Annotated in this window: 25 protein-coding genes; 10 read left to right on the top strand and 15 right to left on the bottom strand. The window is 68.5% G+C overall.

Going from position 1 to position 22,744, the window contains the following annotated elements:
- Positions 1-160 precede the first annotated feature (160 nt).
- The gene (locus tag ACZZ93_RS11515) at positions 161-352 is read left to right on the top strand and encodes a hypothetical protein (protein WP_463511141.1); all 192 of its coding nucleotides are present in this window, start codon (positions 161-163) and stop codon (positions 350-352) included.
- Between the two features lie 93 nt (positions 353-445).
- On the opposite strand, the gene ACZZ93_RS11510 is transcribed toward ACZZ93_RS11515, so the two are convergent.
- From ACZZ93_RS11510 to ACZZ93_RS11475, 8 genes are all read right to left on the bottom strand, one after another.
- A complete protein-coding gene (locus ACZZ93_RS11510; protein ID WP_372984844.1) occupies positions 446-2,161 on the bottom strand; it encodes a sugar phosphorylase in 1,716 nt (571 codons plus the stop codon).
- Complete coding sequence (locus ACZZ93_RS11505; RefSeq protein ID WP_463511140.1) at positions 2,158-2,877, bottom strand: glycoside hydrolase family 36 protein; 720 nt, start codon at positions 2,875-2,877, stop codon at positions 2,158-2,160. The genes ACZZ93_RS11510 and ACZZ93_RS11505 overlap by 4 nt, the downstream gene beginning before the upstream one ends.
- An 85-nt stretch (positions 2,878-2,962) precedes the next feature.
- Positions 2,963-3,457 (bottom strand): hypothetical protein, encoded by a 495-nt coding sequence (locus ACZZ93_RS11500; protein WP_463511139.1) that lies wholly within the window; start codon positions 3,455-3,457, stop codon positions 2,963-2,965.
- Positions 3,454-4,551, bottom strand: coding sequence for a Gfo/Idh/MocA family protein (locus tag ACZZ93_RS11495; protein WP_463498398.1), 1,098 nt, complete (start codon positions 4,549-4,551; stop codon positions 3,454-3,456). Before ACZZ93_RS11495 ends, ACZZ93_RS11500 begins: the two co-directional genes overlap by 4 nt.
- Entirely contained in the window at positions 4,548-5,606 is a 1,059-nt protein-coding gene (locus ACZZ93_RS11490) for a zinc-dependent alcohol dehydrogenase (protein WP_320489240.1), read from the bottom strand. The genes ACZZ93_RS11495 and ACZZ93_RS11490 overlap by 4 nt, the downstream gene beginning before the upstream one ends.
- Positions 5,607-5,630: 24 nt before the next feature.
- Positions 5,631-6,548, bottom strand: a complete 918-nt coding sequence (locus ACZZ93_RS11485; protein ID WP_082297926.1) for a carbohydrate ABC transporter permease — start codon at positions 6,546-6,548, stop codon at positions 5,631-5,633.
- Entirely contained in the window at positions 6,545-7,573 is a 1,029-nt protein-coding gene (locus ACZZ93_RS11480; RefSeq protein WP_463511138.1) for a carbohydrate ABC transporter permease, read from the bottom strand. The genes ACZZ93_RS11485 and ACZZ93_RS11480 overlap by 4 nt, the downstream gene beginning before the upstream one ends.
- Positions 7,570-8,931 carry an ABC transporter substrate-binding protein gene (locus ACZZ93_RS11475; RefSeq protein WP_447648355.1) on the bottom strand — a complete coding sequence of 454 codons (1,362 nt, stop codon included), beginning with the start codon at positions 8,929-8,931 and terminating at the stop codon, positions 7,570-7,572. The genes ACZZ93_RS11480 and ACZZ93_RS11475 overlap by 4 nt, the downstream gene beginning before the upstream one ends.
- A 151-nt stretch (positions 8,932-9,082) precedes the next feature.
- On the opposite strand from ACZZ93_RS11475, the gene ACZZ93_RS11470 reads away from it, so the two are divergent.
- Together ACZZ93_RS11470 and ACZZ93_RS11465 are read left to right on the top strand one after the other, a co-directional pair.
- Positions 9,083-10,234 (top strand): ROK family protein, encoded by a 1,152-nt coding sequence (locus tag ACZZ93_RS11470; RefSeq protein WP_053098194.1) that lies wholly within the window; start codon positions 9,083-9,085, stop codon positions 10,232-10,234.
- A gap of 24 nt (positions 10,235-10,258) precedes the next feature.
- Positions 10,259-10,486, top strand: a complete 228-nt coding sequence (locus tag ACZZ93_RS11465; protein WP_053098195.1) for an RNA-binding S4 domain-containing protein — start codon at positions 10,259-10,261, stop codon at positions 10,484-10,486.
- Positions 10,487-10,505: 19 nt separating this feature from the next.
- Here the strand turns inward: ACZZ93_RS11465 and ACZZ93_RS11460 are convergent, their stop codons facing one another.
- Positions 10,506-11,063, bottom strand: coding sequence for a dihydrofolate reductase family protein (locus tag ACZZ93_RS11460; protein ID WP_463511137.1), 558 nt, complete (start codon positions 11,061-11,063; stop codon positions 10,506-10,508).
- Between the two features lie 153 nt (positions 11,064-11,216).
- Here ACZZ93_RS11460 and ACZZ93_RS11455 point away from each other — a divergent pair, with 153 nt between their 5' ends.
- Entirely contained in the window at positions 11,217-12,113 is an 897-nt protein-coding gene (locus tag ACZZ93_RS11455; RefSeq protein ID WP_053098197.1) for an SDR family oxidoreductase, read from the top strand.
- Between the two features lie 102 nt (positions 12,114-12,215).
- Positions 12,216-13,001 (top strand): DNA/RNA non-specific endonuclease, encoded by a 786-nt coding sequence (locus tag ACZZ93_RS11450; protein ID WP_463511136.1) that lies wholly within the window; start codon positions 12,216-12,218, stop codon positions 12,999-13,001.
- On the opposite strand, the gene ACZZ93_RS11445 is transcribed toward ACZZ93_RS11450, so the two are convergent.
- Together ACZZ93_RS11445 and ACZZ93_RS11440 are read right to left on the bottom strand one after the other, a co-directional pair.
- Positions 12,998-13,342 (bottom strand): sigma-70 family RNA polymerase sigma factor family protein, encoded by a 345-nt coding sequence (locus tag ACZZ93_RS11445; RefSeq protein ID WP_056275539.1) that lies wholly within the window; start codon positions 13,340-13,342, stop codon positions 12,998-13,000. The two genes, ACZZ93_RS11450 and ACZZ93_RS11445, sit on opposite strands and share 4 nt — an antisense overlap.
- A 62-nt stretch (positions 13,343-13,404) precedes the next feature.
- A complete protein-coding gene (locus ACZZ93_RS11440) occupies positions 13,405-14,313 on the bottom strand; it encodes an RNA polymerase sigma-70 factor (protein ID WP_463511135.1) in 909 nt (302 codons plus the stop codon).
- A 190-nt stretch (positions 14,314-14,503) separates the two neighbouring features.
- Here ACZZ93_RS11440 and ACZZ93_RS11435 point away from each other — a divergent pair, with 190 nt between their 5' ends.
- The 3 genes from ACZZ93_RS11435 (at position 14,504) to ACZZ93_RS11425 (ending at position 16,106) form a co-directional block, all read left to right on the top strand.
- Positions 14,504-15,052, top strand: a complete 549-nt coding sequence (locus ACZZ93_RS11435; RefSeq protein WP_463511134.1) for an SDR family oxidoreductase — start codon at positions 14,504-14,506, stop codon at positions 15,050-15,052.
- Entirely contained in the window at positions 15,049-15,264 is a 216-nt protein-coding gene (locus tag ACZZ93_RS11430) for a hypothetical protein (protein WP_463511133.1), read from the top strand. Before ACZZ93_RS11435 ends, ACZZ93_RS11430 begins: the two co-directional genes overlap by 4 nt.
- 86 nt (positions 15,265-15,350) lie before the next feature.
- The gene (locus ACZZ93_RS11425) at positions 15,351-16,106 is read left to right on the top strand and encodes an SDR family oxidoreductase (RefSeq protein WP_053098200.1); all 756 of its coding nucleotides are present in this window, start codon (positions 15,351-15,353) and stop codon (positions 16,104-16,106) included.
- A 191-nt stretch (positions 16,107-16,297) separates the two neighbouring features.
- On the opposite strand, the gene dnaB is transcribed toward ACZZ93_RS11425, so the two are convergent.
- Complete coding sequence (dnaB, locus tag ACZZ93_RS11420; RefSeq protein ID WP_053098201.1) at positions 16,298-17,671, bottom strand: replicative DNA helicase; 1,374 nt, start codon at positions 17,669-17,671, stop codon at positions 16,298-16,300.
- Positions 17,672-18,225: 554 nt separating this feature from the next.
- Here dnaB and ACZZ93_RS11415 point away from each other — a divergent pair.
- Entirely contained in the window at positions 18,226-19,035 is an 810-nt protein-coding gene (locus ACZZ93_RS11415; protein WP_463511132.1) for a hypothetical protein, read from the top strand.
- A gap of 390 nt (positions 19,036-19,425) precedes the next feature.
- Positions 19,426-21,210 carry a chaplin family protein gene (locus ACZZ93_RS11410; RefSeq protein ID WP_463511131.1) on the top strand — a complete coding sequence of 595 codons (1,785 nt, stop codon included), beginning with the start codon at positions 19,426-19,428 and terminating at the stop codon, positions 21,208-21,210.
- A 254-nt stretch (positions 21,211-21,464) separates the two neighbouring features.
- Here ACZZ93_RS11410 and rplI read toward each other — a convergent pair whose 3' ends face one another.
- From rplI to ACZZ93_RS11395, 3 genes are read right to left on the bottom strand one after another with little or no spacing between them, the layout of a single operon-like run.
- Positions 21,465-21,917: a 50S ribosomal protein L9 gene (gene rplI, locus ACZZ93_RS11405; RefSeq protein WP_053098203.1), complete on the bottom strand. Its 453-nt coding sequence runs from the start codon at positions 21,915-21,917 to the stop codon at positions 21,465-21,467.
- A gap of 11 nt (positions 21,918-21,928) precedes the next feature.
- Complete coding sequence (gene rpsR, locus ACZZ93_RS11400) at positions 21,929-22,183, bottom strand: 30S ribosomal protein S18 (RefSeq protein WP_042541518.1); 255 nt, start codon at positions 22,181-22,183, stop codon at positions 21,929-21,931.
- Positions 22,184-22,233: 50 nt separating this feature from the next.
- Positions 22,234-22,743: a single-stranded DNA-binding protein gene (locus tag ACZZ93_RS11395; protein WP_053098204.1), complete on the bottom strand. Its 510-nt coding sequence runs from the start codon at positions 22,741-22,743 to the stop codon at positions 22,234-22,236.
- Between the last annotated feature and the right edge of the window lies 1 nt (position 22,744).

Here is a 22,744-nt window from a genome sequence, read left to right as displayed (position 1 = left end):
GGGGTCGGCGGCTCGACGCGGTTTCAGCCAGACGTGCCGGCAGCGGCCCGGTTCCCGCAGGCGATTCCGCCGCGTAGCGTCATGATCCGTCACTCGTCGGGTCTCTCTCAGTGAGTTCGGTCGCCATCGCGCGCCGACGATGCGGACACCGGGGGGATCCATGCCAGTCACGGCGCACACCTACTTCTACACACCCGCTCGAGCGGACTCCGTCGTGCAGGCACTGCAGCACCTCGTTACCGACCTGAAGCACGTCGAGCGGCGATACTTCGACAGCCGTTCGGTCGCGTTCAGCACCCGCGGGTCGCTGTTCGAGGCACCGGCCGACGTGACGATCGTGACGACTCCCTGACGACCGGCGGATCGGATGTGAGGATCGCGCTGCAGACGAAGACCCGGCGGACGGCGAGCCGCCGGTCGCTGACCACCAGGGCCGCCGACCGCCTCAGCGTGCGGATTCAGAAGGCGCTGGGCTGACCGCGAGCCAGACGTATCCGAAGGGTGGGATGCGAAGCCCCTCATGACGCGTGCCGGTGAGCAGATCCGTGCCGCTCACCGACGGCAGATCGACCGTCGCGTCGCTGACGTTCACGACCGCCGTCACCTCATCCGGGGTGCCGGCCGCCCGACGGATCACGAGCACGCGGTCGTCGAGCGACTCGATGTGCTGCGACGCGAACGGAGAGAACGCGGCGATCTCGCGTCGTACCGCCAGCATCGCCCGCACGCCGTCGAGCATGCCCGCTCGACGGTCCGAGACCTGCAGCTCCTCGCGCAGACGGTCGGCGTCGAGCACCTCGCGGTTGATGCGACGCGCGATGTCGCTCTCCTGCACTCCCGCGTGGTCCTGCTCGGACCCGAAGAGCGAGTGATGGTAGATCGCGGGCACTCCGACCAGCGACAGCAGGATCGCGTGCGCCGCGAGGCCGCGGGTCACAGCCGATGCGTCGGGGTCGGGGTCCTGCGGATCGACGAGTGCCTCGAGGTAGTTCGTGTTCAGCTCGTAGACCCCCTCGCTCCCGTCGGGGCGACGTGCCATCGAGACCCGGCCACCGCGGGCCAGGGTGCGCTCCACGAGCAGGGCGCGATCGTCGTCGGTCAGCAGTCCTTCTGTGGGGCGCAGTCCGATGCCGTCGTGACTGGCCAGGAAGTTGAACCAGGTCGCGGTGTCGCTCACCGGTCCCACCCTGCTCGCCCAGGCGGCGAGCGCCGTCGCCCGTCCGGTCACGAACGCGTGCAGCACCAGAGGCGGCAGAGCGAACTGGTAGACCATGTTCGCCTCGTCACCACCGTCGCCGAAGTAGGTGATGTTGTCGGCGTGGGGGACGTTGGTCTCGGTGAGCAGCATCGTGCCCGGTGCGAGCTCGTCGACCAGTGCGCGCCAGATGCGGATGATCGCGTGAGTCTGCGGCAGGTGGATGCAGGTGGTGCCCGACTCCTTCCAGAGGTAGCCGATCGCGTCGAGGCGCACGGTCGTCGCCCCGTGAGCGAGGTAGCCGAGCAGGATGTCGGTGAGGTCGAGCAGCACCGCGGGCGTGCTCGGGTCGACGTCGATCTGGTCGTCCCCGAAGGTCGTCCAGGCACGGGCCGTCGAGCCGTCGGGCCGCGTGTACTCGTGGACGAGCGGGGTGGTGCGCGGACGCACGACGTGCGAGACGTCGAAGTCGGGAGAGGGATCGAGGAAGTACCCGGCGAACCGCTCGTCCCGCTCGAGCCAGCGGCGGAACCAGTGCGACGAGCTCGAGATGTGGTTGGCGACGAAGTCGAGGGCGAGGGCGTACTCCTCACGCAGGTCGGCGACGTCATCCCACGTGCCCAGCGCCGGGTTCACCTCACGGTGATCCAGCACGCCGAAGCCGTCGTCCGAGGTCCAGGGGTAGATGGGCAGCAGGTGGACATCGCTGATGACGTCACCGATGTGCTCCCGCAGCACTCCCGCGAGGGTGTGCAGCGGCGCCTCACCGGCCCGCCGGAACGAGTCGCCGTAGGTGATCAGGTAGGCGGTGCTCTGATCCGGACGCGCCTTCGCGGCCGGCGACAGGCGGTCACGCCAGGTCTCAGCGAGCTCGAGCAGCGCCGCGAGCACCTCGGGCGCGGCATCCGGATAGAGCTGCGCGATCAGGGGGGCCAGGCGCTGCTCGAGCTGAATCTTGGTCTTCATGCCACCGACTCCTTCAGAAGCTCGCGGACGAGGTGCATGCCGCGTGCATCGAGACCGTCGATGCGATCGGAGAACCCTCGGATCCCGGGCGCCGCGAGAACCACCTCAGCCCACTCGTCTCGGAGGGCGAACTCCGGTCGCGCGACGAGGCAGTCGGGGTCGTTGACCCAGAACCGGCCGTGCTGCCACGACCTGGCCTCGAGCGACATCCGCCCGCGGAGTCCCTGCGAGCCGTCCTCGCCACCCTCGTGGAAGGTGTCTCCCGAGACCCGCATCGCGTCGACGAGTCCGACGCTCGGGAGGATCGGAGCACCGCACCCGAGCATGAAGGCGTCGTCGCCGAGCACCTCGCGGATGAGCTCGAGCCCTGAGCGGTAGGCCGAGATCGGCGTGGCGTCGGCATCCCACCGTGCCCCCGGGATCGCCCCGGAGTAGAGGAAGTCGAGCTTGACGTAGTCGATCCCGAGATCGCGGATGTCGCCGAACACGGTGGCCAGGTATTCGCGCACTCCCGGATGCGTCAGGTCGAGCCCACGGAGGTCGTCGCCCCAGTTGCGCCCCGCGTCGCCGACGAGCCACTCGGGGTGCTCCCGGGCGACGGTCGAGCCGGCGCCGACCGAGAAAGGCGCGGCCCAGATCCCCGCGCGGCGCCCGGTCTCGCGGATCGCATCGACCGCGGAGGCGAGTGACCCGAATCGGGGTGCGGCGCGGTCCACTCGCCGGTGCCGAGGCTCCAGCCGTCATCGATCTGCACCACGTCGACGTCGAGCCCTCGATCGTCGATCGTCCGAAGGTTCTCGATCACGTCAGCAGCCCGCACGTCTTCGAAGTACTGGTACCAGGTGCACCACACGCGAGGTGACCGAGCGGCGGTCCGGGCACCGGCGGCTGCGCCGAAGCGGTCACCGAACGCGGCGAGCGCAGAGGGCCCGTGTCGTCGCCACCGGCATCCGGAGTCCACGACGAGACGTCGGCGACATCGCCGATCGTGTCCACGATCACCCGGTCGCCGTGCCAGCGGGCGCGCAGTGTGGGCACCTCGCGGCGGGCGTCGAGCGTGCCGAATACCCGAGCGGGAGCACCGTCGCCCGGATCGACGACGAGCAGCCCTTCGCCCTGAACCGCATCCGTCGCCACCTCGGTTCCCGGCCGGAAGCGCATGGCGTGCTGCCACGGCTCGGCCGGCCGGAGGATCGGGTCGCCCTGGCCGTGCCACGTGGTCGGGCTCCAGCTCTGCCAGCCCTCCGCGTACACCCGGGCGTCGGGCCCGACGGGGATCTCATCGAGGACGCTCACGCTTCTCCACTCCGCCCGGCGAGGGCTGTCGTCAGTTCGAGGTCGTGGGGGCGCACGGGTGCGCCGTCGAGTTCAGCGGATTCGACGGCGGCGAAGGTCGCGCGCACCGTGGCGAGGACGTGCTCGGCCGAGTTCTCGGGTTCGCGCTCCTCGTCGATCGCGCACTGCAGCTCGCCCATCGCGCCGGCGAATCCGTCGGTGAACCACTGGCCGTCGAGGTCGAACTCGGTGCTCTCCCCGTCGCGCTCGAGCACCAGCCGGTCGGAGCCGAGCAGGATGCTGCCGCGGAGGGTCCCTTCGGTCCCGTGGATCCAGAACGGGCACCCGCCGGCGTCTGTCCGCGCGTTGCCCACGATGCGGATCGATGCACTCGCCCCCGTCGACGTCTGCATCCGCAGGTCTGCCCCCCACGGGTTCCGGGCGGCAGCGGGCTGGCCGGGAACGCGGTGGTCGCGGGCCGCGATCTCGACCACCCGGGATCCTTCGAGCCAGCAGCGGGTGATGTCGACCCAGTGCACGAGGTAGTCGTTCAGGAGCATGTGCGGCACGTCGTCGAACGGCGTGCCCACGAGTGGCGGCAGCGGCTTGTCGTGCAGATGCGTGACCCCCACCACTTCTCCGATCCGGCCGTCACGGATCAGCAGAGACGCGAGGCGCCAGGCCGGAGCCCACCGCGCATTCTGATTCACCGCCACGCGGATCCCCCGTTCACGCGCATCAGCGAGCACCTCGCGCAGACGCGGCAGATCAGCGGGGTCGCTGATGAGCGGCTTCTGGGCGAGGACGTGCTTGCCCGCTGCCACTGCCGCGGCGATCAGCTCGACGCGACCGGTCGGCCCGGTCGCCAGATCGACGATGTCGACACGGGGATCCGCGAGCAGCGCCTCGACGGACTCGTGGACGGTCTCGATGCCGAAGTCCGCGGCGAGCGCTTCGGCGTCACCGCGAGTCCGCGACGTCACGGCCACGACAGGGAGGCCCCACGCGCCGTATGCCGGAAGGTGGGCGCTGCGGGCGATCGCCCCCGCGCCGACGATGCCGATCGCGCGACGCCGGTCCGGGACGAGCGGGCGATGGTCGGGGATGCCGCTCACCGGAGACGCTCGGGGGCGGCGTCGAAGCGGAGCAGGGCCTGCATGATGTCGGGGTCGCCTGCGTCGAGCCTGTCGAAGACCGCGGCGACATCGGCCGACGGCACGATGTCGGACACGAGCGCCCCGGCATCCACCGATCCGTCGAAGATGAGCGCCATGACGGTGCGCACGAGACGAGCCTGGTCCCATCGGCCGCCGAGCGCGACAGGCACTCCAGAGATCTGGCTGGCGACGATCCGCACGCGGTTGTGGTGGAACTCCTCCCCCAGGCGCAGGTGGGCAGCTCCACCCTGATAGAAGCCGGAAGCGGCGACGAGCCCCTCGGGCCTCACCGCTCGGATCGCCTCGTGCAGGGCGCGATCCGTGCCGGACAGCTCGATCGCACTGTCGGCCCCGCCGCCCGTGATCTCGCGGATCGACTCTCCGGCGCCACCCTCCCGCAACGCGTCGACCGTGTGGCGTGCGCCGAAGACCTCGGCCATCGCCAGCCGGGTCGCGAGGGTGTCGACAGCCGTGACCCGACCGCCGGCGAGGGTGGCGAGGCGAGTCGCGAGCAGGCCGATCACGCCCTGTCCGAACACCGCGACCTGCTCGCCGAGCCGCACGTCGGCGGCGAGCACGGCATTCAGAGCGATCGCTCCCACCCGCGCGAAAGTCCCCAGCAGGGGATCGGCGCCGTCGGGCACGAGCCGCCCCACGACCGCGGATGCCGGCACGACGGCGTCACTGCGGTGTCCCCAGATGCCGTGCACCACGTCTCCGACCCGCACTCCGCTCACGTCGTCCGCGACCTCGGTCACCTCGCCGACCTCGGAGTAGCCCCAGCCCGAGACCGGGTAGCCGAAGCTGGGCTCACCCGGCACGAAGAGCCGTCGGTCGGCGTCCCACGTGGAGGTGAGATACGGGTTGGTGCCGCGGTAGGCGGTGAGCTCGGTGCCGGCTGAGATGCCCGAGTACCAGGTGGAGATCCGCACGCTTCCGGATGTCAGCGGCTGCGGCGCGATCTCGACCAGCTCGACCTCTCGGACGGCGGAGAACTGCACGACGTGGGGCACGGGGGCCTTCTTTCCAGCGGGGACTCAGCCCTTCTCCGCACCGGCGGTGAGGCCTCCGACGAGGAGCCGCTCGGAGGCGAAGAAGAGGATGATGATGGGCAGGGTCAGGATCACGGAACCGGCCATGAGCACCGTGGTGGGAACCTCGATGCTGCCGGAGAGCTGGGAGAGGCCCAGCGAGACGGTCCACGAATCGCGCTTCTCGACGAGGAACAGCAGAGCGAAGAGGAACTCGTTCCAGGCGATCATGAAGATGAACAGTCCGTTCGACACGATCGCGGGCATGGCGAGCGGGATGCTGACCCGGCGCATGATCTGGAACCGGGTGCACCCGTCGAGTGCCGCAGCCTCCTCGAGCGAGACCGGGATCGTGGCGAAGTAGTTGCGCAGCGTGTAGATCGACACCGCCGCGACCTGTGACACGTAGACGATGAGCAGTCCGACGAGCGAGCCGCGCAGCCCGATCTGCGTGAAGAACACGAACAGCGGCACCGCCAGCAGGATCGCAGGGAAGAAGTACACCGCGAGGAACAGGCCGGACACCTGACGGCGACCGAAGAAGGCCAGTCGGCTGACGGCATACGAACCGGGAATCGACACCAGGAGCGTGAGCACGACCGTCGCGAGAGCGACCAGCAGTGAGTTGCGCATGAAGACGATGAAGCCCTGCCCGCCGGCGTCCACGGGCGCCAGCACGTCGAGGTAGGTCGAGAAGTCGAGCTCCTCGATCGTGATCCACAGCGCGCCCGGGTTCTGCAGCAGCGAGTCGAGCGAGCGGAAGCTGAGCAGCACCATGTAGTAGAACGGCACGACGGCGGCGAGCACCAGCAGCACGATGACGATCGGGCGGAGGATGCGGAAGAGGGCGTTCTCGAAGCCGTCGCGGTCGAATCCGCGTCTGGCGGGCCGGGCCTCGGTGACGGCGTCGGTCGTCGCACTCATGCCTGCTCCTCCTGTCGGCCGAAGATCTTCAGATAGACGCCGACGAGCACGGCGAGAATGGCCGCGAGCACCAGGGCCTGAGCGGCGGCGGCGCCGATGTCACCGCGAGCGGTGAGCAGGTCGAACACCCGCACCGAGACGACCTCGGTGCCGGCTCCGCCACCCGTCAGCAGGTAGATGTCGTCGAAGTTGTTGAACGTCCAGATGAAGCGCAGCACGCAGAGCACTGCGATCGTCGGCAGCAGCTGCGGAAGAAGAATGTGCCGGAAGCGCTGCGTGGGGGTCGCGCCGTCGACCCTGGCCGCCTCGTCGAGCACGGCCGGGACCGCCTCGAGTCGGGCCGTGAGGAAGAGGAAGGCGAACGGGAAGGATCGCCAGGCTTCGAACAGGATGACGGTGATCAGCGCCATCGGCAGCTCGACCTCCCACCCGAAGATGCTCACGGGCAGGGCGCGGTCCGAGAGGAACGCGATCGGCTCCTCCCATCCGAGCACGGTGGTGCCGAACCAGTTCACGATGCCGAACTGCGGGTTGAGCATCGTCGACCACACGAACGTCGCGGCCACGACCGGGGCGACGTACGGCAGCAGCAGCGAGGCGCGCACGAGGCCGCGCCCGCGGAACGGCTTGCGCAGGGCGAGGGCGGCGGCGAGGCCGATGCCGATCGCGAGCGCCGTGCCGCACACGGCGTAGACGACCGTGGTCCACAGCGCGCTGAAGAAGCCGGGCGACGTCAGCACGTCGATGAAGTTGTCGAGGGTGTAGTCGCCGATGATCCCGGTGCCGCGGATGTTGATCAGGCGGACGTCCTGGAACGCGAGGGAGATCGCCCAGATGATCGGCAGGACGACGGCGACCAGGATGATGATGAAGGTCGGCGAGATGAGCAGCAGCCCCGCCCGGTTCTCCTCCCGACTGTGCCTCGACCCGCGCCGCGGCTTCACCGCGCCGGTCGGTCTCGGCGGCGTGGTGCCGGGCTCGGGGCGCTGTGCCCCGAGCCCGGACCCCTCGACGACTCTGCTCACTTCAGCGACTCTGCGATCGAGCGCACGGTCTCGGCGGCGGTCGACGCGGCGTCAGCCGGGTCACCGCCCTGGGCGACATCGCTCACCGCCGTCGCGACCGGAAGCTCGCCCTGCAGCGCGCCGAGCAGCGAGCCCTGGCCCTGGGTGATGCCCCAGCGGGCGAGATCCTCCGGCCCTGCGGCCACAGCATCGAGGACCTCGGGTGCGTAGAAGTCGGACAGAGGAGCCTTGGTGTCGACTCCGGCGGGAAGCGTCGCCCACATGTCGGAGAACATCGTCGGATCCTCGGGGGTGCCGGTGCGGACGGGAACCTTGCCCTCGGGCGCGATCGCGATCCAGGGCTCGTAGCCATCGCTCATCATGTACTCGACGAACGACTGCGACGCGTCGGTGTTCGCTCCCTCGGTGATGGTCCACGAGGTGATCTCGCCGAACTGCGCCGCGGCATCGGAGTCGGGTCCGGCGATCGACGTGACCACGCCGGTGTTCGCCGCGAGGAAGGCCGGGTCGGCGAGGCACTCGGGGCACGAGGGCTTCGCATCCTCACGCAGGCCTGCCAGCTCGTCGAGCACGAAGCTCGACCAGATGAACATGGCCGCGTCGCCCGCGAAGTACGTGGCGCGGGTCGTGTCGACGTCCTGCGCACCCGGCACCGAGTAGTCGCCGGTCAGCTCGCCATAGAACTCGAACGCGCTGACACAGGCATCCGAGTCGAGCTCGACGTCACCGTCTTCGTTGACGAGCTCGCATCCGTTACCTAGCGCGATCTGCTCGAAGGTCTGCTCGGTGAAGGCGTCGCCCGGGGCGGTGGCGCCGACGAAACCGGCGACCTCGGGCGAGTCGAGGGTCTTCGCGGCCTCGAGGATCGATTCGTACGAGTCGGGGACGTCCAGGCCCGCGGCCTCGAAGAGGTCGGTGCGGTAGAAGAGCATCTGGGTCCACGACTCACTCGGGATCGCCAGACTGGTGTCGCCGTCGGAGGTCAGGGCGAGCGCGTTCTCGGAGAACGTCGACGCGTCGAGCGCGTCGATCGTCGCCGCGACGGCATCCGTGTCGACGAACTCGTTGGCCGACAGCGTGCGCACCTGAGGCAGCGAGATCCCGCCGATCACGTCGGGCAGGTCGCCGGCCGCGGCAGACGAGGTGATGAGCTGGGCGAACTGGTCTTCCGCGACCGAGACGACCTCGACCTCGATGCCGGTCTCGTCGGTGAACGCGTCGACGATCTCCTGTGTGGCGGCCACCCGATCGGGAAGGTCCTCCTGCAGCCAGAAGGTGATGCCGGCATCGCCGCCGTCGTCGTCGCCGGAGCTCGTGCATCCGGTGAGGGCGAGCGCCGTCACGCACACCGCGGCCATTGCTGCTGCTGTCGCACGGGTATTCACTATGCGCCTCCTTGCGCTGGAAATGCAGGACTGAGCCGTCGGGTCGACTCCCATTAAGACTAAAAGCTAGACATAAGTCGCCTAGCTGTCAAGCATTAAGCTGAACCCGTCGTCAGGAGGTTCGATGTCCGGTCCCGGGGAAGTCCTCGATCTCATCAGAGAGCGCCGCGCCTTCACGCGCGGCGATGTGCTCGACGTCACCGGGATGTCGCGGATGACCGTCGCCACGCGCATCGACGCGCTTCTCGAGGCGGGACTCATCATCGAGTCGGGAACCGAGAAGGTCACCTCGGGTCGACCGTCACGGCGCCTCGAGTTCAACACCGCTCACGCGCACGTCATCGCCGCCAACGTCGACACCACGCACACCACCGTCGCCCTGACCGATCTCGCCGGACGCGTGACCGCCGAGGAGCGCATCGAGGTCGCCGTCGCCGACGGACCCGACGCGACCCTCAACGCGATCGCCGAGCACGCCGAGCGCCTGCTGTCGCAGGCCGGCATCCGCCGCGAGGATGTGGCTGCGATCGCGCTCAGCATCCCCGGTCCTGTCGACCCCGACACCGAGCGCCCCTCGCAGCCGCCGATCATGCCCGGCTGGGACGCCTACCCGATCCCCGATCACCTGCACGACGCCCTCGGCGTCCCCGTGCTGGTCTCGAACGACGCCGACGCCGCCGCACTGGGTGAGCAGCGCGCAGCGCATCCCGATTCACGCTCCCTGTGCTTCATCAAGGTCTCGTCGGGCATCGGCACCGGCATCGTGCTGGGTGGCCGGGCATACCGCGGCACCGACGGAGGGGCGGGTGACATCGGCCATGTGAAGATCGCCGGGCACGACGACCTGCTGTGCCAGTGCGGAGCGCACGGATGTCTGGCGGCCGCGGCATCAGGCCGAGCAGTGGCCAGGGCGCTCACCCAGCTCGGCAAGCCCGCCTCGTCAGCCTCGGATGTCGGCACCTACCTCGCTGACGGCGACCCCGATGCCGCGCGACTCACTCAAGAGGCGGGTCGGGTGATCGGCGAGGTCGTCGCGACGGTCGTCTCGCTCCTCAACCCCTCGGAGGTGGTGCTCGGCGGGATGCTGGCATCGCCGCCGCTGCTGGCCGGAGTCCGCGAGACCCTCTATCCCCGATCCCTGCCCCGCGCGACCCGGCACCTGAGTATCAGCCAGTCGACACTGGGCGAGAAGGCGACAGCCGTGGGGCTCGCGGCGATGGTGGTGGAGCGCGAGTACTCGGCATCCGCGGTGAACGCGGCGCTCGCTCGCAGCTGAGCACCGCCGGATACCATCGGAGTCATGACGAATTCCGGTCCGATCGACGATGTCTCCATCGGCGGCGAGATGATCCGCCTCGGCCAGTTCCTGAAGTACTCGGGACTGCTCGACTCGGGTGGTGACGCCAAGGAGGTCGTGATCGACGGATTCGTGAAGGTCAACGGCGAGGTCGATCGACGGCGCGGACGCCAGCTGCATGACGGCGATCTGGTCACCTTCGAGGGCCGTACCGTTCGCGTACGCCCCTGATCACGCGGGCCGCTTCCGGTCACACCCGCGTCGTGTAGCGGAGGAACATCACGCCGCTGTCGAAGCGCTGATCCTCGGCGAGCTCCAGGTCGACGTGCACCCCGTCGGGGAAGAACGGCTTGCCACCACCGACGATCGCCGGTCCGATGAAGAGACCGAACTCGTCGACCAGTCCCGCGCGGATCGCCTCGGCGGCGAGAGTGGGGCCGTCGACGGAGAAGTCGCTGTCGGACTCAGCCTTCCACCGCGCGATCACCTCCGGATCGAACGTGCGCTCGAGCCGGGTGCGCTCGCTCGACACCTCGGCGAGGGTCTTCGAGAAGACGACCTTCTGCGCGGCCTGCCACACCCGCGCGTAGTCGATGCCGACCTGCGGCTGATCGGGTTCGAGATGAGCGGTCTCCCAATAGACCATGGTCTCGTACATGCGCCGCCCGTAGAGGTAGGTGCCGACGTCTGCGAACTGCTTGTTGATGAAGTCGTGCAGGTCGTCGTCGAGCGCCCAGCCGAACCCGCCGTCCGGCCCGCTGACGTATCCGTCGAGCGACGTGATCATGGAGTAGATGAGTCGGGCCATGCGGCGAGGCTACTCCCGGCGTCCGCACGGGTCGACCCCTTCTCGGCGTCCTCTCTAGCGACCCTCGGCGTGAGACGCAAGGTGCTGGCCGACATTCCGACGTCGGCGCACGCTGGAGCCATACCCCCAGACCAGCGACCGAGAGGAACCCCCATGTCTCGCGACCAGTACACCTTCACCAACCCGGCCGAGCTCTACTCCGACATCGAACCCGAGAAGCAGCACATGCCGGAGCCCGGCCTCGATGCCGACCTCGGTCCGAAGGCCGACCTCGGTGAGGAGAGCTACCGCGGCACCGGCCGACTGACCGGACGCAAGGCGCTCATCACCGGCGGCGACTCCGGCATCGGCGCGGCGACTGCGATCGCCTTCGCACGCGAGGGCGCGGACGTCGCGCTCTCGTACCTGCCCGAAGAGGAAGAGGATGCGGCGCGCATCGCCGGCATCCTCCGCGACGCCGGCGCGACCGTGGCGCAGATCCCCGGTGATCTCCGTGACCCCGAGTACTGCCGCACGCTCGTCTCGGAGGCGGTCGGTGCGCTCGGCGGCCTCGACATCCTCGTCAACAACGGCGGCAAGCAGATCTACAAGGAGTCGCTGACCGACATCACCGACGAGCAGTTCGACGACACCTTCAAGACCAACGTCTACGCGATGTTCTGGATCACGAAGGCCGCGCTGCCGCACCTCCCGGCAGGCTCGACCATCATCAACACCACGTCGATCCAGGCCTACTCGCCGTCGGGGATCCTCGTCGACTACGCATCGACCAAGGCCACGATCAACGCGTTCACGAAGGGCCTCGCCGAGCAGCTCGCGCCGAAGGGCATCCGTGTGAACGCCGTGGCACCGGGACCGATCTGGACGCCGCTGCAGCCGAGCGACGGACAGCCGCAGGAGAAGCTCCCGGAGTTCGGGGAGGACACCCCGCTCGGCCGCATGGGCCAGCCCGCAGAACTCGCCCCCGCCTACGTCTTCCTCGCCTCCGCGGAGTCGAGCTACGTCGCCGGCGAGACGCTCAACGTCAACGGCGGCATGCCCACGCCGTGAGTCGCTGACCGCGGACGCCCCCTCCCGAGCTCGCTTCGGAGGGGGCGTTCGCGTGTGCGGCGAGGCCGCGGCGATGTCGGTGGAACCAGGCAGTATGTCGGTATGGCAGACGGATACGACCTCGACTTCCTTCCGACGCGAGTGCCCCTGCCCGGGCCGGCCCGCGATGCGACGGAGCTGACCTACCCCCACTTCAGCGTGCTGCTCGACCGCGAGCGCCGCCTGGCTGCCGTGACGGGCGTGAACATCGACGGGGCGCTGCTGCGCGAGCTGCCCCGCACCGGGGACTGGCAGCTCGACCCCCGAGTCGATGCAGCACTGCAGACCGGACCCGAGGTGTATGCGCGCAACGACCTCGATCGCGGCCACCTCGTGCGCCGACGCGACCCCGGCTGGGGTGATGTCGACGACGCTCGGGCGGCGACCGAGGCGACGTTCTTCTATCCGAACGCCGCCCCGCAGGCCGCCGGTTTCAATCAGTCCGCAGAGCTCTGGCTCGGTCTGGAAGACCACGTGCTCGAGTATGCCGAGACGACGGATCAGCGGATCTCGGTGTTCACGGCCCCTGTGCTGGGAGACGACGATCCGCCGTACCGCGGCATCCGCATCCCTCTTCTGTTCTGGAAGATCGCGGCGTGGCAGGGCCCCGACGGTCTGTCAGCGGCCGGGTTCGTGCTCGATCAGTCAGAGCTCGTCCAGTCACCGGACGGTCTCTTCGCGGTTCCGCCGCTCGGCGCCTTCCGCACCTTCCAGGTTCCGATCACCGAGATCGTCCGGGTGACGGGGCTGGATGTCGGCCCGCTGCTCGATGCCGATGTGCTCGACCGGCGCAGCGCCCGATCGACCGAGTGGCGGGCGCTCGCCTCGGCATCCGACATCTCGCTCTAGCCGTCGCGGCGTCGATTCCAGTGGGTGAGCTTGTCAGGGTTGCAGACGACCCAGATGCGCGAGAGCAGCCCTGATCTGCTCTCGACCGACACCGCCGCGACGACTGCGCCGTCTCGTTCCAGCACGAGTCCAGCGGAGCCGTTGATCGACGCGATCGAGACCGTGGGGCCGGTCGCCACCAGTGCCGCCAGCTCCGCGGATGCCGTGTGGGTCCCGTCGACGGCGGTCGACGACTGCGGCATGCGACCGCCGCTGTCGATGATCATCACCACGTCAGGGTGCAGCATCGAGCGGATGCCGGCGCGGTCGCCCGCGGCGAGCGCCAGCCGGAGTTCTTCCACAGCGATCGGTTCGGAGGCATCCCGAGGTCGCCGGCCCAGACGAGCCGGATGCCGCCCGCGAGTCATGTCGCGACCGCGGTGATGTGTCCGAGCTTCTGGGGACTCATCACCCAGAGCAACTGCTCGATCCCTTCGTCGGACGCCGTGACGGTGACCATCGTGGTGACTTCACCGTTCTCGACGAGCGTCGCGGCGGGCTGACCGTTGACCTCCACCCACCCGATCGACTTGCCCGTCCAGAAGTGGTGCGCGAAGGCAGCCACGAACTGCGCCACGCGGCCACGACCGATCACCGGGATCCGCGCCGCCAGCTTCACCCCGTTGCCGTCGGTGTAGCTGACCACGTCGGCGGCGAAGAGCTTCTCGAGCTCCCGGGCATCGCCCTTCCGCGCGGCGGCGAGGAAGGCCTCGAGCAGGTGACGTTGATGCGAGGGCTCGACGGTGATCTGCTTCGCCGAGGCCAGGTGCGCGCGAGCCCTGCTCACCAGCTGTCGAGCGCTCACCGCACTCGACGAGATGATCTCGGCGATGCGGGGATACGGATAGTCGAACGCCTCGCGGAGGATGTACGCCGCACGCTCGGTCGGGGTGAGCTTCTCGAGCGTCAGCAGGATCGCGAACTGCAGCGCCTCGGCGCGCTCGGCGCCGAGCGAGGGATCGTCGTCGGTGTTGACCGGTTCAGGCAGCCACGGCCCGATGTAGGTCTCCCGCTTCACGCGAGCCGACTGGAGAACGTTGATCGACAGACGCGTCGTGATGGTCGTGAGGAAAGCGGCGGGTTCCTGCACCTGGGTCCGGTCGGTGTTCTGCCAGCGGATCCAGGTCTCCTGCACGATGTCCTCGGCGTCGGCCACGGTGCCCAGCATCCGGTAGGCGATGCCGAACAGTCGGCGACGCTGGGCGGCGAACACCGAGAACGCGGTGCCGAGGTCTCGGATCGACCCGCTGTGCTCGTCACGTGTCGCGGTCACGTCTTCACTCTGCACCAGAGGTCGCCGCATGCGCACTCCCTTTCCGCGCCGTCGGCGCTCCCACTCACAGCTCTGACCGGAGGGCGACGCGATCTGTGACGAATCCTGGCGATTCCGTCACAGCCTGGTCTCCCGGCCGGTCAACCAGGTACATGCGGGCTCGTCCGCATCACTCGATCGGAGGAGCGGCATGAGGATCACAGTCATCGGCGGCACGGGGTTGATCGGCACCCGCGTCACGCGCATCCTGAAGGGCGCGGGACACGACGTCGTCGTCGCGTCCCGCGCCACGGGGGTGAACTCATTCACCGGCGAGGGGCTCGACGACGCTCTCGCCGGCGCATCCGCGGTGGTCGATGTGTCGAACTCGTCGTACACCGACGAGGCCGGTGCGCAGGAGTTCTTCTCCACCTCGACGATGAACCTGCTCGCCTACGGCGAAGCCGCGGGCGTCTCCCATCACGTCGCCCTGTCGGTCGTGGGCACCGACCGCCTCGCACGCGCGCAGGGCGGATACTTCATCGCCAAGCATCAGCAGGAACGCCTCATCGCGGCATCCGGTCGCCCGTACACCCTCGTGCATGCGACGCAGTTCTTCGAGTTCATCCGCAGCATCACCGACCACGCCCTGCGCGAGGAGCCGCGCACATCGCCGATGTGCTCGTGCAGCCGATGGCGGCCGACGACGTCGCGAACGCGGTCGCAACGGCAGCGCTCGGAGAACCCCGTGTCGGGATGATCGAGTTCGGCGGCCCCGAGGTGTTCAGCCTGACGGAACTCGCGGCACTCGACCTGCGGGCGAGACAGGACGATCGGGAGGTCGTCCCGGATCCGCTCGGAACGTACTTCGGCGCGCATCTCGCCGCCCGCGACCTGCTGCCGGAGATGACCGCGACGATCGCTCCGACGAGGTATCACGACTGGAGGGTGAAGACGCCCGCCAGCATCTGAGAACCCGAGGCGTCACATCTTCGGGCACTCAGCGGTCATACCTGGCAGACGCCACCCGGGCGTCGTCACCGAAGAAAGGTTTGGACATGGCAGAGATCGTCGTCATCGGAGGCACCGGCCTCATCGGCTCGAAGGTCGTCGCGAAGCTGACGGAGCACGGCCACGACGCCGTCGCCGCATCGCCGAACACCGGCGTGAACTCGCTCACCGGCGAGGGCCTCGCGGAGGTTCTCGTCGGAGCCCACACCGTGGTCGACGTGTCGAACTCCCCCTCGTTCGCCCCCGACGATGTGCTGGAGTTCTTCACCACGTCGACTCGCAACCTGCTCGCCGCTGAGGCCGCGGCCGGTGTCACCCACCACGTCGCTCTCACGATCGTCGGCACGAACCGCCCGCAGAACATCCCCTACTTCGCGGCGAAGGTCGCGCAGGAGACGCTGATCCGTGACTCCGGGATCCGATACTCCCTCGTACACGCCACACAGTTCTTCGAGTTCGTGGGAAGCATCGCCGACATCTCGACCGACGGCGACACAGTGACGCTGCCCGGGGCGCTGATCCAGCCGATCGCCGCCGAGGATGTCGCCACGGCAGTGGCCCGTGCTGCGGCCGGTGAGCCGACCGGCGACATCGAGATCGCAGGCCCGGAGGCCTTCGGCATGGACGAGTTCGCGCGCCGCGCCCTGGCCTTCCGTGGCGATCCTCGCACGGTCGTGCGTGATGACGCTGCGCCGTACTACGGTGCGCAGATCGAGGAGCGCACCCTCATCCCGGTAGACGGGGCGCACATCTTCGAGACGACTCTCGAAGAGTGGCTGCCGCTGAACCCGCCTCGCGAGTAGCGGCGGCATACCGGTCGACAATAGGTCTTGCGCGGCGCGTCGGCCGGTGTCACGCTTGCGTCACAGCTCTGTCGCGCTGTAACGCGACAGCTGGGGTGCCGCTCATCGGCGGCATCGGATGGGGCGCCCTTTCTGCTACCTCCCCGTGGTGGGGGCGTCCCGTCCTCCCCGACCTGGCGAGCGAGCGCGACTCAGTTGAAGTCGCCGCCCGGTGCCATGTCGTGGAAGCGCGAGTAGTGGCCCTGGAAGGCCACGGTGATCGTCGCGGTCGGGCCGTTACGGTGCTTGGCGACGATCAGGTCGGCCTCGCCCGGACGCACGTCCTTGTCGTAGACCGAGTCGCGATGCAGCAGGATCACCATGTCGGCGTCCTGCTCGATCGAGCCGGACTCACGCAGGTCGCTGATCGCGGGCTTCTTGTCGGTGCGCTGCTCGGGACCGCGGTTCAGTTGCGACAGAGCGATGACCGGAACCTGCAGCTCCTTGGCGATGAGCTTGAGGCTTCGCGAGAACTCCGAGACCTCCTGCTGACGCGACTCGACGCGCTTGCCTGACGTCATCAGCTGCAGGTAGTCGATGATGACCATCCGCAGACCCTCACGCTGCTTGAGTCGACGGCACTTCGCCCGGATCTCGACCAGCGTCATGTTCGGGCTGTCGTCGATGTAGAGCGGAGCGTCGTTGATACGTCCGCGGGTCGCGGCGACCGTGGTCCAGTCCCGCGGGTCGAGGTTTCCCTTTCGCATGTTCTGCAGAGGGATCTGCCCCTCGGCACTGAGCAGACGCATCGCGATCTCGCTCTTGCCCATCTCGAGCGAGAAGAAGACCGAGGGGAGGTTGTGGCCGATGGAGGCAGCGCGGGCGAAGTCGAGCGCGAGCGTCGACTTACCCATGGCGGGACGAGCGGCGACGACGATCATCTGCCCGCCGTGCAGGCCGTTGGTGAGCTCGTCGAGCTCCTTGAAGCCGGTCGGGACACCCGTCATCGACCCGTCGCGACCGCTGGCGGCCTCGATCTCCTCGAGCGCGGCGTCGACCGCGATCTGCAGCGGCACGTAGTCCTCTGCGGTCTCGGAGCCGGTGATCGAGTAGATCTCAGCCTGGGCGTTGTTGACGAGGTCGGTCGCGTCGCCCTGTCCGTCGTAGCCGAGCTGCACGATACGCGTTCCCGCATCGACCAGACGACGCAGGATCGCCCGCTCCGACACGATGCCCGCGTAGTAGCCGGCGTTGGCGGCGGTGGGGACGATCGAGGTGAGCGTGTGCAGATAGTCGGCACCGCCGGCCCGGCTCAGCTCTCCCGTCTTGATGAGCTCGTCCGTGACGGCGACGACGTCGGTCGGCTCGCCGTGCGAGTAGAGCGACAGGATCGCCTCGAAGATCAGCTCGTGCTTGGGGATGTAGAAGTCGGCACCCTTGAGCGTCTCGATGACGTCGGCGACAGCATCCTTCGAGAGGAGCATTCCCCCCAGGGCGCTCTGTTCGGCGAGCGTGTCGTGGGGAGGCGTTCGCTCCTGCGGACGCTTGCCTCCGAGGCGCTCCTCTGAGATGTCGGCGATCGACACGCTGCTCCCTTCGATGCGACGGTTCTTCCGGTGTGCTCGGTGCCGACTGCGTCGGTCACGCGATGCGAATCAGCTCGAGAAGGGCCGTCCGCACAGCAAACCAGGCACTTCCGACATCGGGTCGCTGGACCACGCTACGAGCGGGGGTTTTCGGTCGCAACACGGCCTGTGGATAACTATGTGGAAAGCGTGCGAACAAGTCCGGAGAGTCTGTGCAGAACGCATGTGGATAAGTCGGTGGAGTACCTCGAAACACAAGTTTCTTTTTGCACCTGATCTGGTATTTAGAGTTTCCCCACCCTGTGGATGAGATCGTGGTTCAACCGGGCATTGAAGGTTCATCGAATCCGGGATGGGATGTGTAGAACCTGGGGAAAGTCAAGCCGAGATTCCACCGGGCGCGTCACAGTGCGCAACCCTCCGAAATGTGCGCGATATGTCATCGTTTCCGAGCGGAACCCTCTAGACACGGCGATATACCGGGAGTATCGTCACCCGCTATCGACGTACTGTGCGTCGAGGACGAACGATCGCTCTCGGGGAGGGAAGTCGACGTGAACGCTCAGGCAACCCGCCGCGGCCTACCTGCCGTCGCTCTCTGGGGTGGCGTGGGCGCGATCGCGTGGGCCACGATCACGATCCTCACGGGCGGTTCGTCCGCGAGCGCGGACGACGGATCGAACGACTCGCTGCTCGACGGCGTCTCCTCGATCGTGAGCGAGACCGTCTCATCGGTCGAAGACACCGTGACGTCGGTGACCTCCCCGATCGTCGCGCCGGTCGAGCCCGTCGTGACCGAGGTCGTCCAGCCTGTGGTCACCCAGGTCGTCGAGCCGGTCGTGACCGAGGTCGTCGAGCCCGTCGTCACTCACGTCGTCGAACCCGTGCAGCAGGTGGCACCTCCGGTCGTCGAGCACGTCGCCGAGACGATCGCTCAGGTGCCCGTCGTCGGCCCTGCAGCGTCGCCGATCATCGACGCCGCCACCGACACCACCGGGGCCGTCATCACTCCCGTGACCGATCTGCTGGACGGATCCCCGGTCGCCGAGATCGTGGCCCCTGTGCAGGATCTGATCACCGAGCTGCCGATCGTCGGAGAACTGGTCGACGATCTCGGAGTGCCGCCGGTGATCGACGATGTCGTCGGCGTCATCGACGCGACCACCCCGACTGTCGGCACGGTGGTCGAGAACACTCTCCCGCCGGTGCTCGAGGCCATCACCCCCGCACGCCCCGGATCCTCCGGATCGGACCCCGACCCCGACCCCGGTCCGATCGGAACAGCGCCGCTCGGAACGGTTTCCCCCTGGCCGATGAGCCGACACGCGGTCACTTCTCCACGTCCGCGGTGCGCCAGCCGGTGATTCCGTCGGCCGGGTCCGACCTCCCGCCTACGGTGTCCGTCGCGGCATCCGAGGTGAACGAGCCGGCAGCCGACCTCGAGGAGTCCCCCTCTGCACCGCCCGCCGGAGCCCCCTCCGCGCCTACTTCCTCCGCCGGTTCGAGCGGAGCATCCTCATTCACCCCCGCGCGCCTCAGCGATGCGGGAGTTTCTGCGTTCCGCACTGTGGAGCGCACTTGCGGTGCATCCGACGACGTCCTTCCGACGTCTCTGGTCGCCGACACCGACGTCTCTCCTGACTGACGGGTTGTCCGGTCGTTCCTCGTGAACGACAGATGCCGTGCTGCGCGCGCACATGCTCTTCGCGTGCACCCATCCAGACACACCCACTTCCAGTCAGGAGAAGGTCATCATGCGTACATACATCAAGCGGGCCCTGTGGGGCACGCTTCTCGCCGGCGGGATCACCCTGCTCGGCGCAACAGCCGCCAACGCGGCAGACACCTCAGGAGAAGACGGGCTGCTCTCGGGCACCCAAGCGGATGCGCCGATCTCGGTGCCCGTGACGGTCGTCGGCAACGCGGTCTCACTGCTCGGAGACACCTCCGCCCAGCAGACCTCGGCGCCCGCTTCGTCTCCCGCTCCCGCTCCCGCACCGGCCGCCACCACGAGTGGCGATTCCGGCACCGCATCGGGCACTCAGGCCGTCGTGGACGTCGTCGTGCCTGTCACGGTGACCGACAACGCGATCACCGTGCTCGGAGACTCGTCGAGCGACACGGCGGCCGCTCCGGCTGAGGCTCCCCAGGCCCCAGCTCCGGCTCCCGCTCCCGCTCCCGCTCCCGCGATCACGACGAACGGCGCCGACGGCGTCCTCTCGGGTACCCAGGCCCTGCTGGACGTCGACGTTCCGGTCACCGTCTCAGGCAACGCGATCACCGTGCTCGGTGACAGCGAGACGGCGGGCCAGGTTGCTGCAGCACCGGCATCCTCGGACGGCGGCGGCGCGGGATCGACTGAGCCGACCACTTCGGGCGACGACGGGGTCGCAAGCGGCACCCAGGTCGTCGCACCCATCACCGCACCGATCGACGTCACCGGCAACGCCATCTCAATCCTCGGAGACAGCGAATCCACCGGCGGCACCAGCACCGGCACCGCAGGAAGCCCAACCACCGGCAGCACCACCACCGGAGACGATGGAGTCCTCGGCGGCACCCAGGTCACCGCTCCCATCACCGCGCCGATCGACGTCACCGGCAACGCCATCTCCATCCTCGGAGACAGCGAATCCACCGGCGGCACCAGCACCGGCACCCCGTCCGGAGGCAGCAGCACCGGAGCGGAGACGTCCGGAGACGACGGAATCGCAAGCGGCACCCAGGTCACCGCACCCGTCACCGCACCGATCGACGTCACCGGCAACGCCATCTCCATCCTCGGAGACAGTGAATCCACCGGCGGCACCAGCACCGGCACCGCAGGAACCCCGACCACCGGCGGCACCACCACCGGAGACGACGGAATCCTCGGCGGCACCCAGGTCACCGCACCCGTCACCGCGCCGATCGACGTCACCGGCAACGCCATCTCCGTCCTCGGAGACAGCGAATCCACCGGCGGTACCAGCACCGGCACCGCAGGAACCCCGACCACCGGCAGCACCACCACCGGAGACGACGGAATCCTCGGCGGAACGCAGGTCACCGCGCCTGTCACTCTCCCGATCACGGTCGGTGGCAACGCCATCTCCGTGGTCGGCGAGAGCACGGTGACGCCGCCGACGACGGACCCGGGCACTGATCCCGGAACGGACCCGGGCACCGACCCCGGCACGGACCCGGGCACCGACCCCGGCACGGACCCGGGCACCGACCCCGGCACGGACCCGGGCACCGACCCCGGCACCGACCCGGGAACCGACCCCGGAACGAACCCCGGCACCGACCCCGGAACGAACCCCGGCACCGACCCCGGAACCACCCCCGGAATCGGCATGAATCCCGGAACGGTGACAGCCGTCGGCACGGGCGCCACCGCAGCCGCTGCCGCGAGCGGCACAGCTGCGACGGCATCCGAGCCCATCGAGGGACTGGCCGCCACAGGTGGTTCGTCCTCGATCGGCTTCGTGTCGCTCGCCGCTCTCCTGCTCCTGCTCGGAGCGGGGATGCTGCGTCGCCGCCGTGTGACGGCGTAGCCGCAGACCCCGGCGGTGTCGACGTCCTCGGGGAGGAGATGCGACACCGTCGGTGTGCGGGTCCCGCGACGCCCCGCGCAGGTTCCCCAGACCTGCCCGCGTCGGCGATGCCGCACAGTTCACGGATGCCCCGCGTCCCCAGCGCGGGGCATCCGTCGTGCCCCGCCACTCCCCGAGCGAGTGCGCCCTGACAACCCCGCACACGCAGAACGCCCCTGTCCCGAAGGACAGGGGGCGTTCGAGAGCGTCGCGCCTTACTTGGCGGCGACGACCTGCAGCGTGATGACTGCGGTCACGTCGTCGTGCAGACGAACCGTGGCCTCGTGCTCACCGGTCGTCTTGATCGCCGACGGGATGTGCACCTTGCGCTTGTCGATCGAGCCGAGACCTGCGGCTGCGACAGCATCCGCGATGTGATCGGTCTTGACCGAACCGAAGAGACGACCCTCGTTGCCGGCCTTGACGGCCAGGCGCACCTTGGTGTTCTCGAGGGAGTTCTTCAGTGCCACGGCCTCGTCGCGGTCGTGGATCGCGCGAGCCTGACGAGCAGCCTGGATCGAAGCGACCTGCTTTTCGCCACCGCGGGTCCACGCCGTAGCGAAGCCCTGGGGGATGAGGTAGTTGCGGGCGAACCCGTTCTTGACCTCGACCACGTCACCGGCGCTACCAAGCCCGGCGACCTCGTTCGTGAGAATCAGCTTTGCCATCTCGTTACCCCTTACCGGCCGGCGCCAGCGTAGGGCAGGAGTGCCATTTCGCGTGCGTTCTTGATCGCGGTGGCGATCAGACGCTGCTCCTGCACCGAAACACCGGTGATACGACGGGCACGGATCTTGCCGCGCTCCGAGACGAACTTACGGAGGGTGGAGACATCCTTGTAATCGATGACTCCGACCCGGATCGACTTCGCGGGAGCGGTGGGCTTGCCACCCTTCCGCGGCTTGCGGCGGTCGCCGCTCGACTTTCCAGCCATTGTTTTTCCTTAATTATGAGTCGGATGCCGAAGCATCCGGAGATCCTGTTTCAGAAGGGGGTGTCGTCACCGAAGCTGCCCGGAGTGCTCCAGGCATCTGCGCTGGTCGACGAGCCGGGCGTAGACCACGGCTCTTCCGACACCTGCTGCTGCTGTGCGGGACGGGACTGTCCGCCACCGCCGCCGCCACCGGTCGACGCCGCACGGGTGACCTGCGCGGTCGCGTACCGAAGCGAGGGGCCGATCTCGTCGACCTCCAGCTCGATCGCGGTGCGCTGGTTGCCCTCGCGGTCCTGGTAGGAACGCTGACGCAGACGGCCCTGCGCCATGACGCGCATGCCCTTGGTCAGCGAACCCGCCACGTGCTCGGCGAACTCGCGCCAGACCGACGCGCGGAGGAACAGCGCTTCGCCGTCCTTCCACTCGTTGGCGGCGCGGTCGAAGTTCCGAGGCGTCGAAGCGATGGTGAAGTTCGCCACCGGCAGTCCGTTCTGCGTGTAGCGCAGCTCGGGGTCGGCCGTGAGGTTGCCCACCACGGTGATGACTGTTTCGCCGGCCATC

The sequence above is a fragment of the Microbacterium sp. AC026 genome (assembly GCF_979258475.1).
The sequence above is the reverse complement of the archived record's forward strand: the minus strand, read 5'-3'. Positions and strand labels throughout refer to the sequence as shown.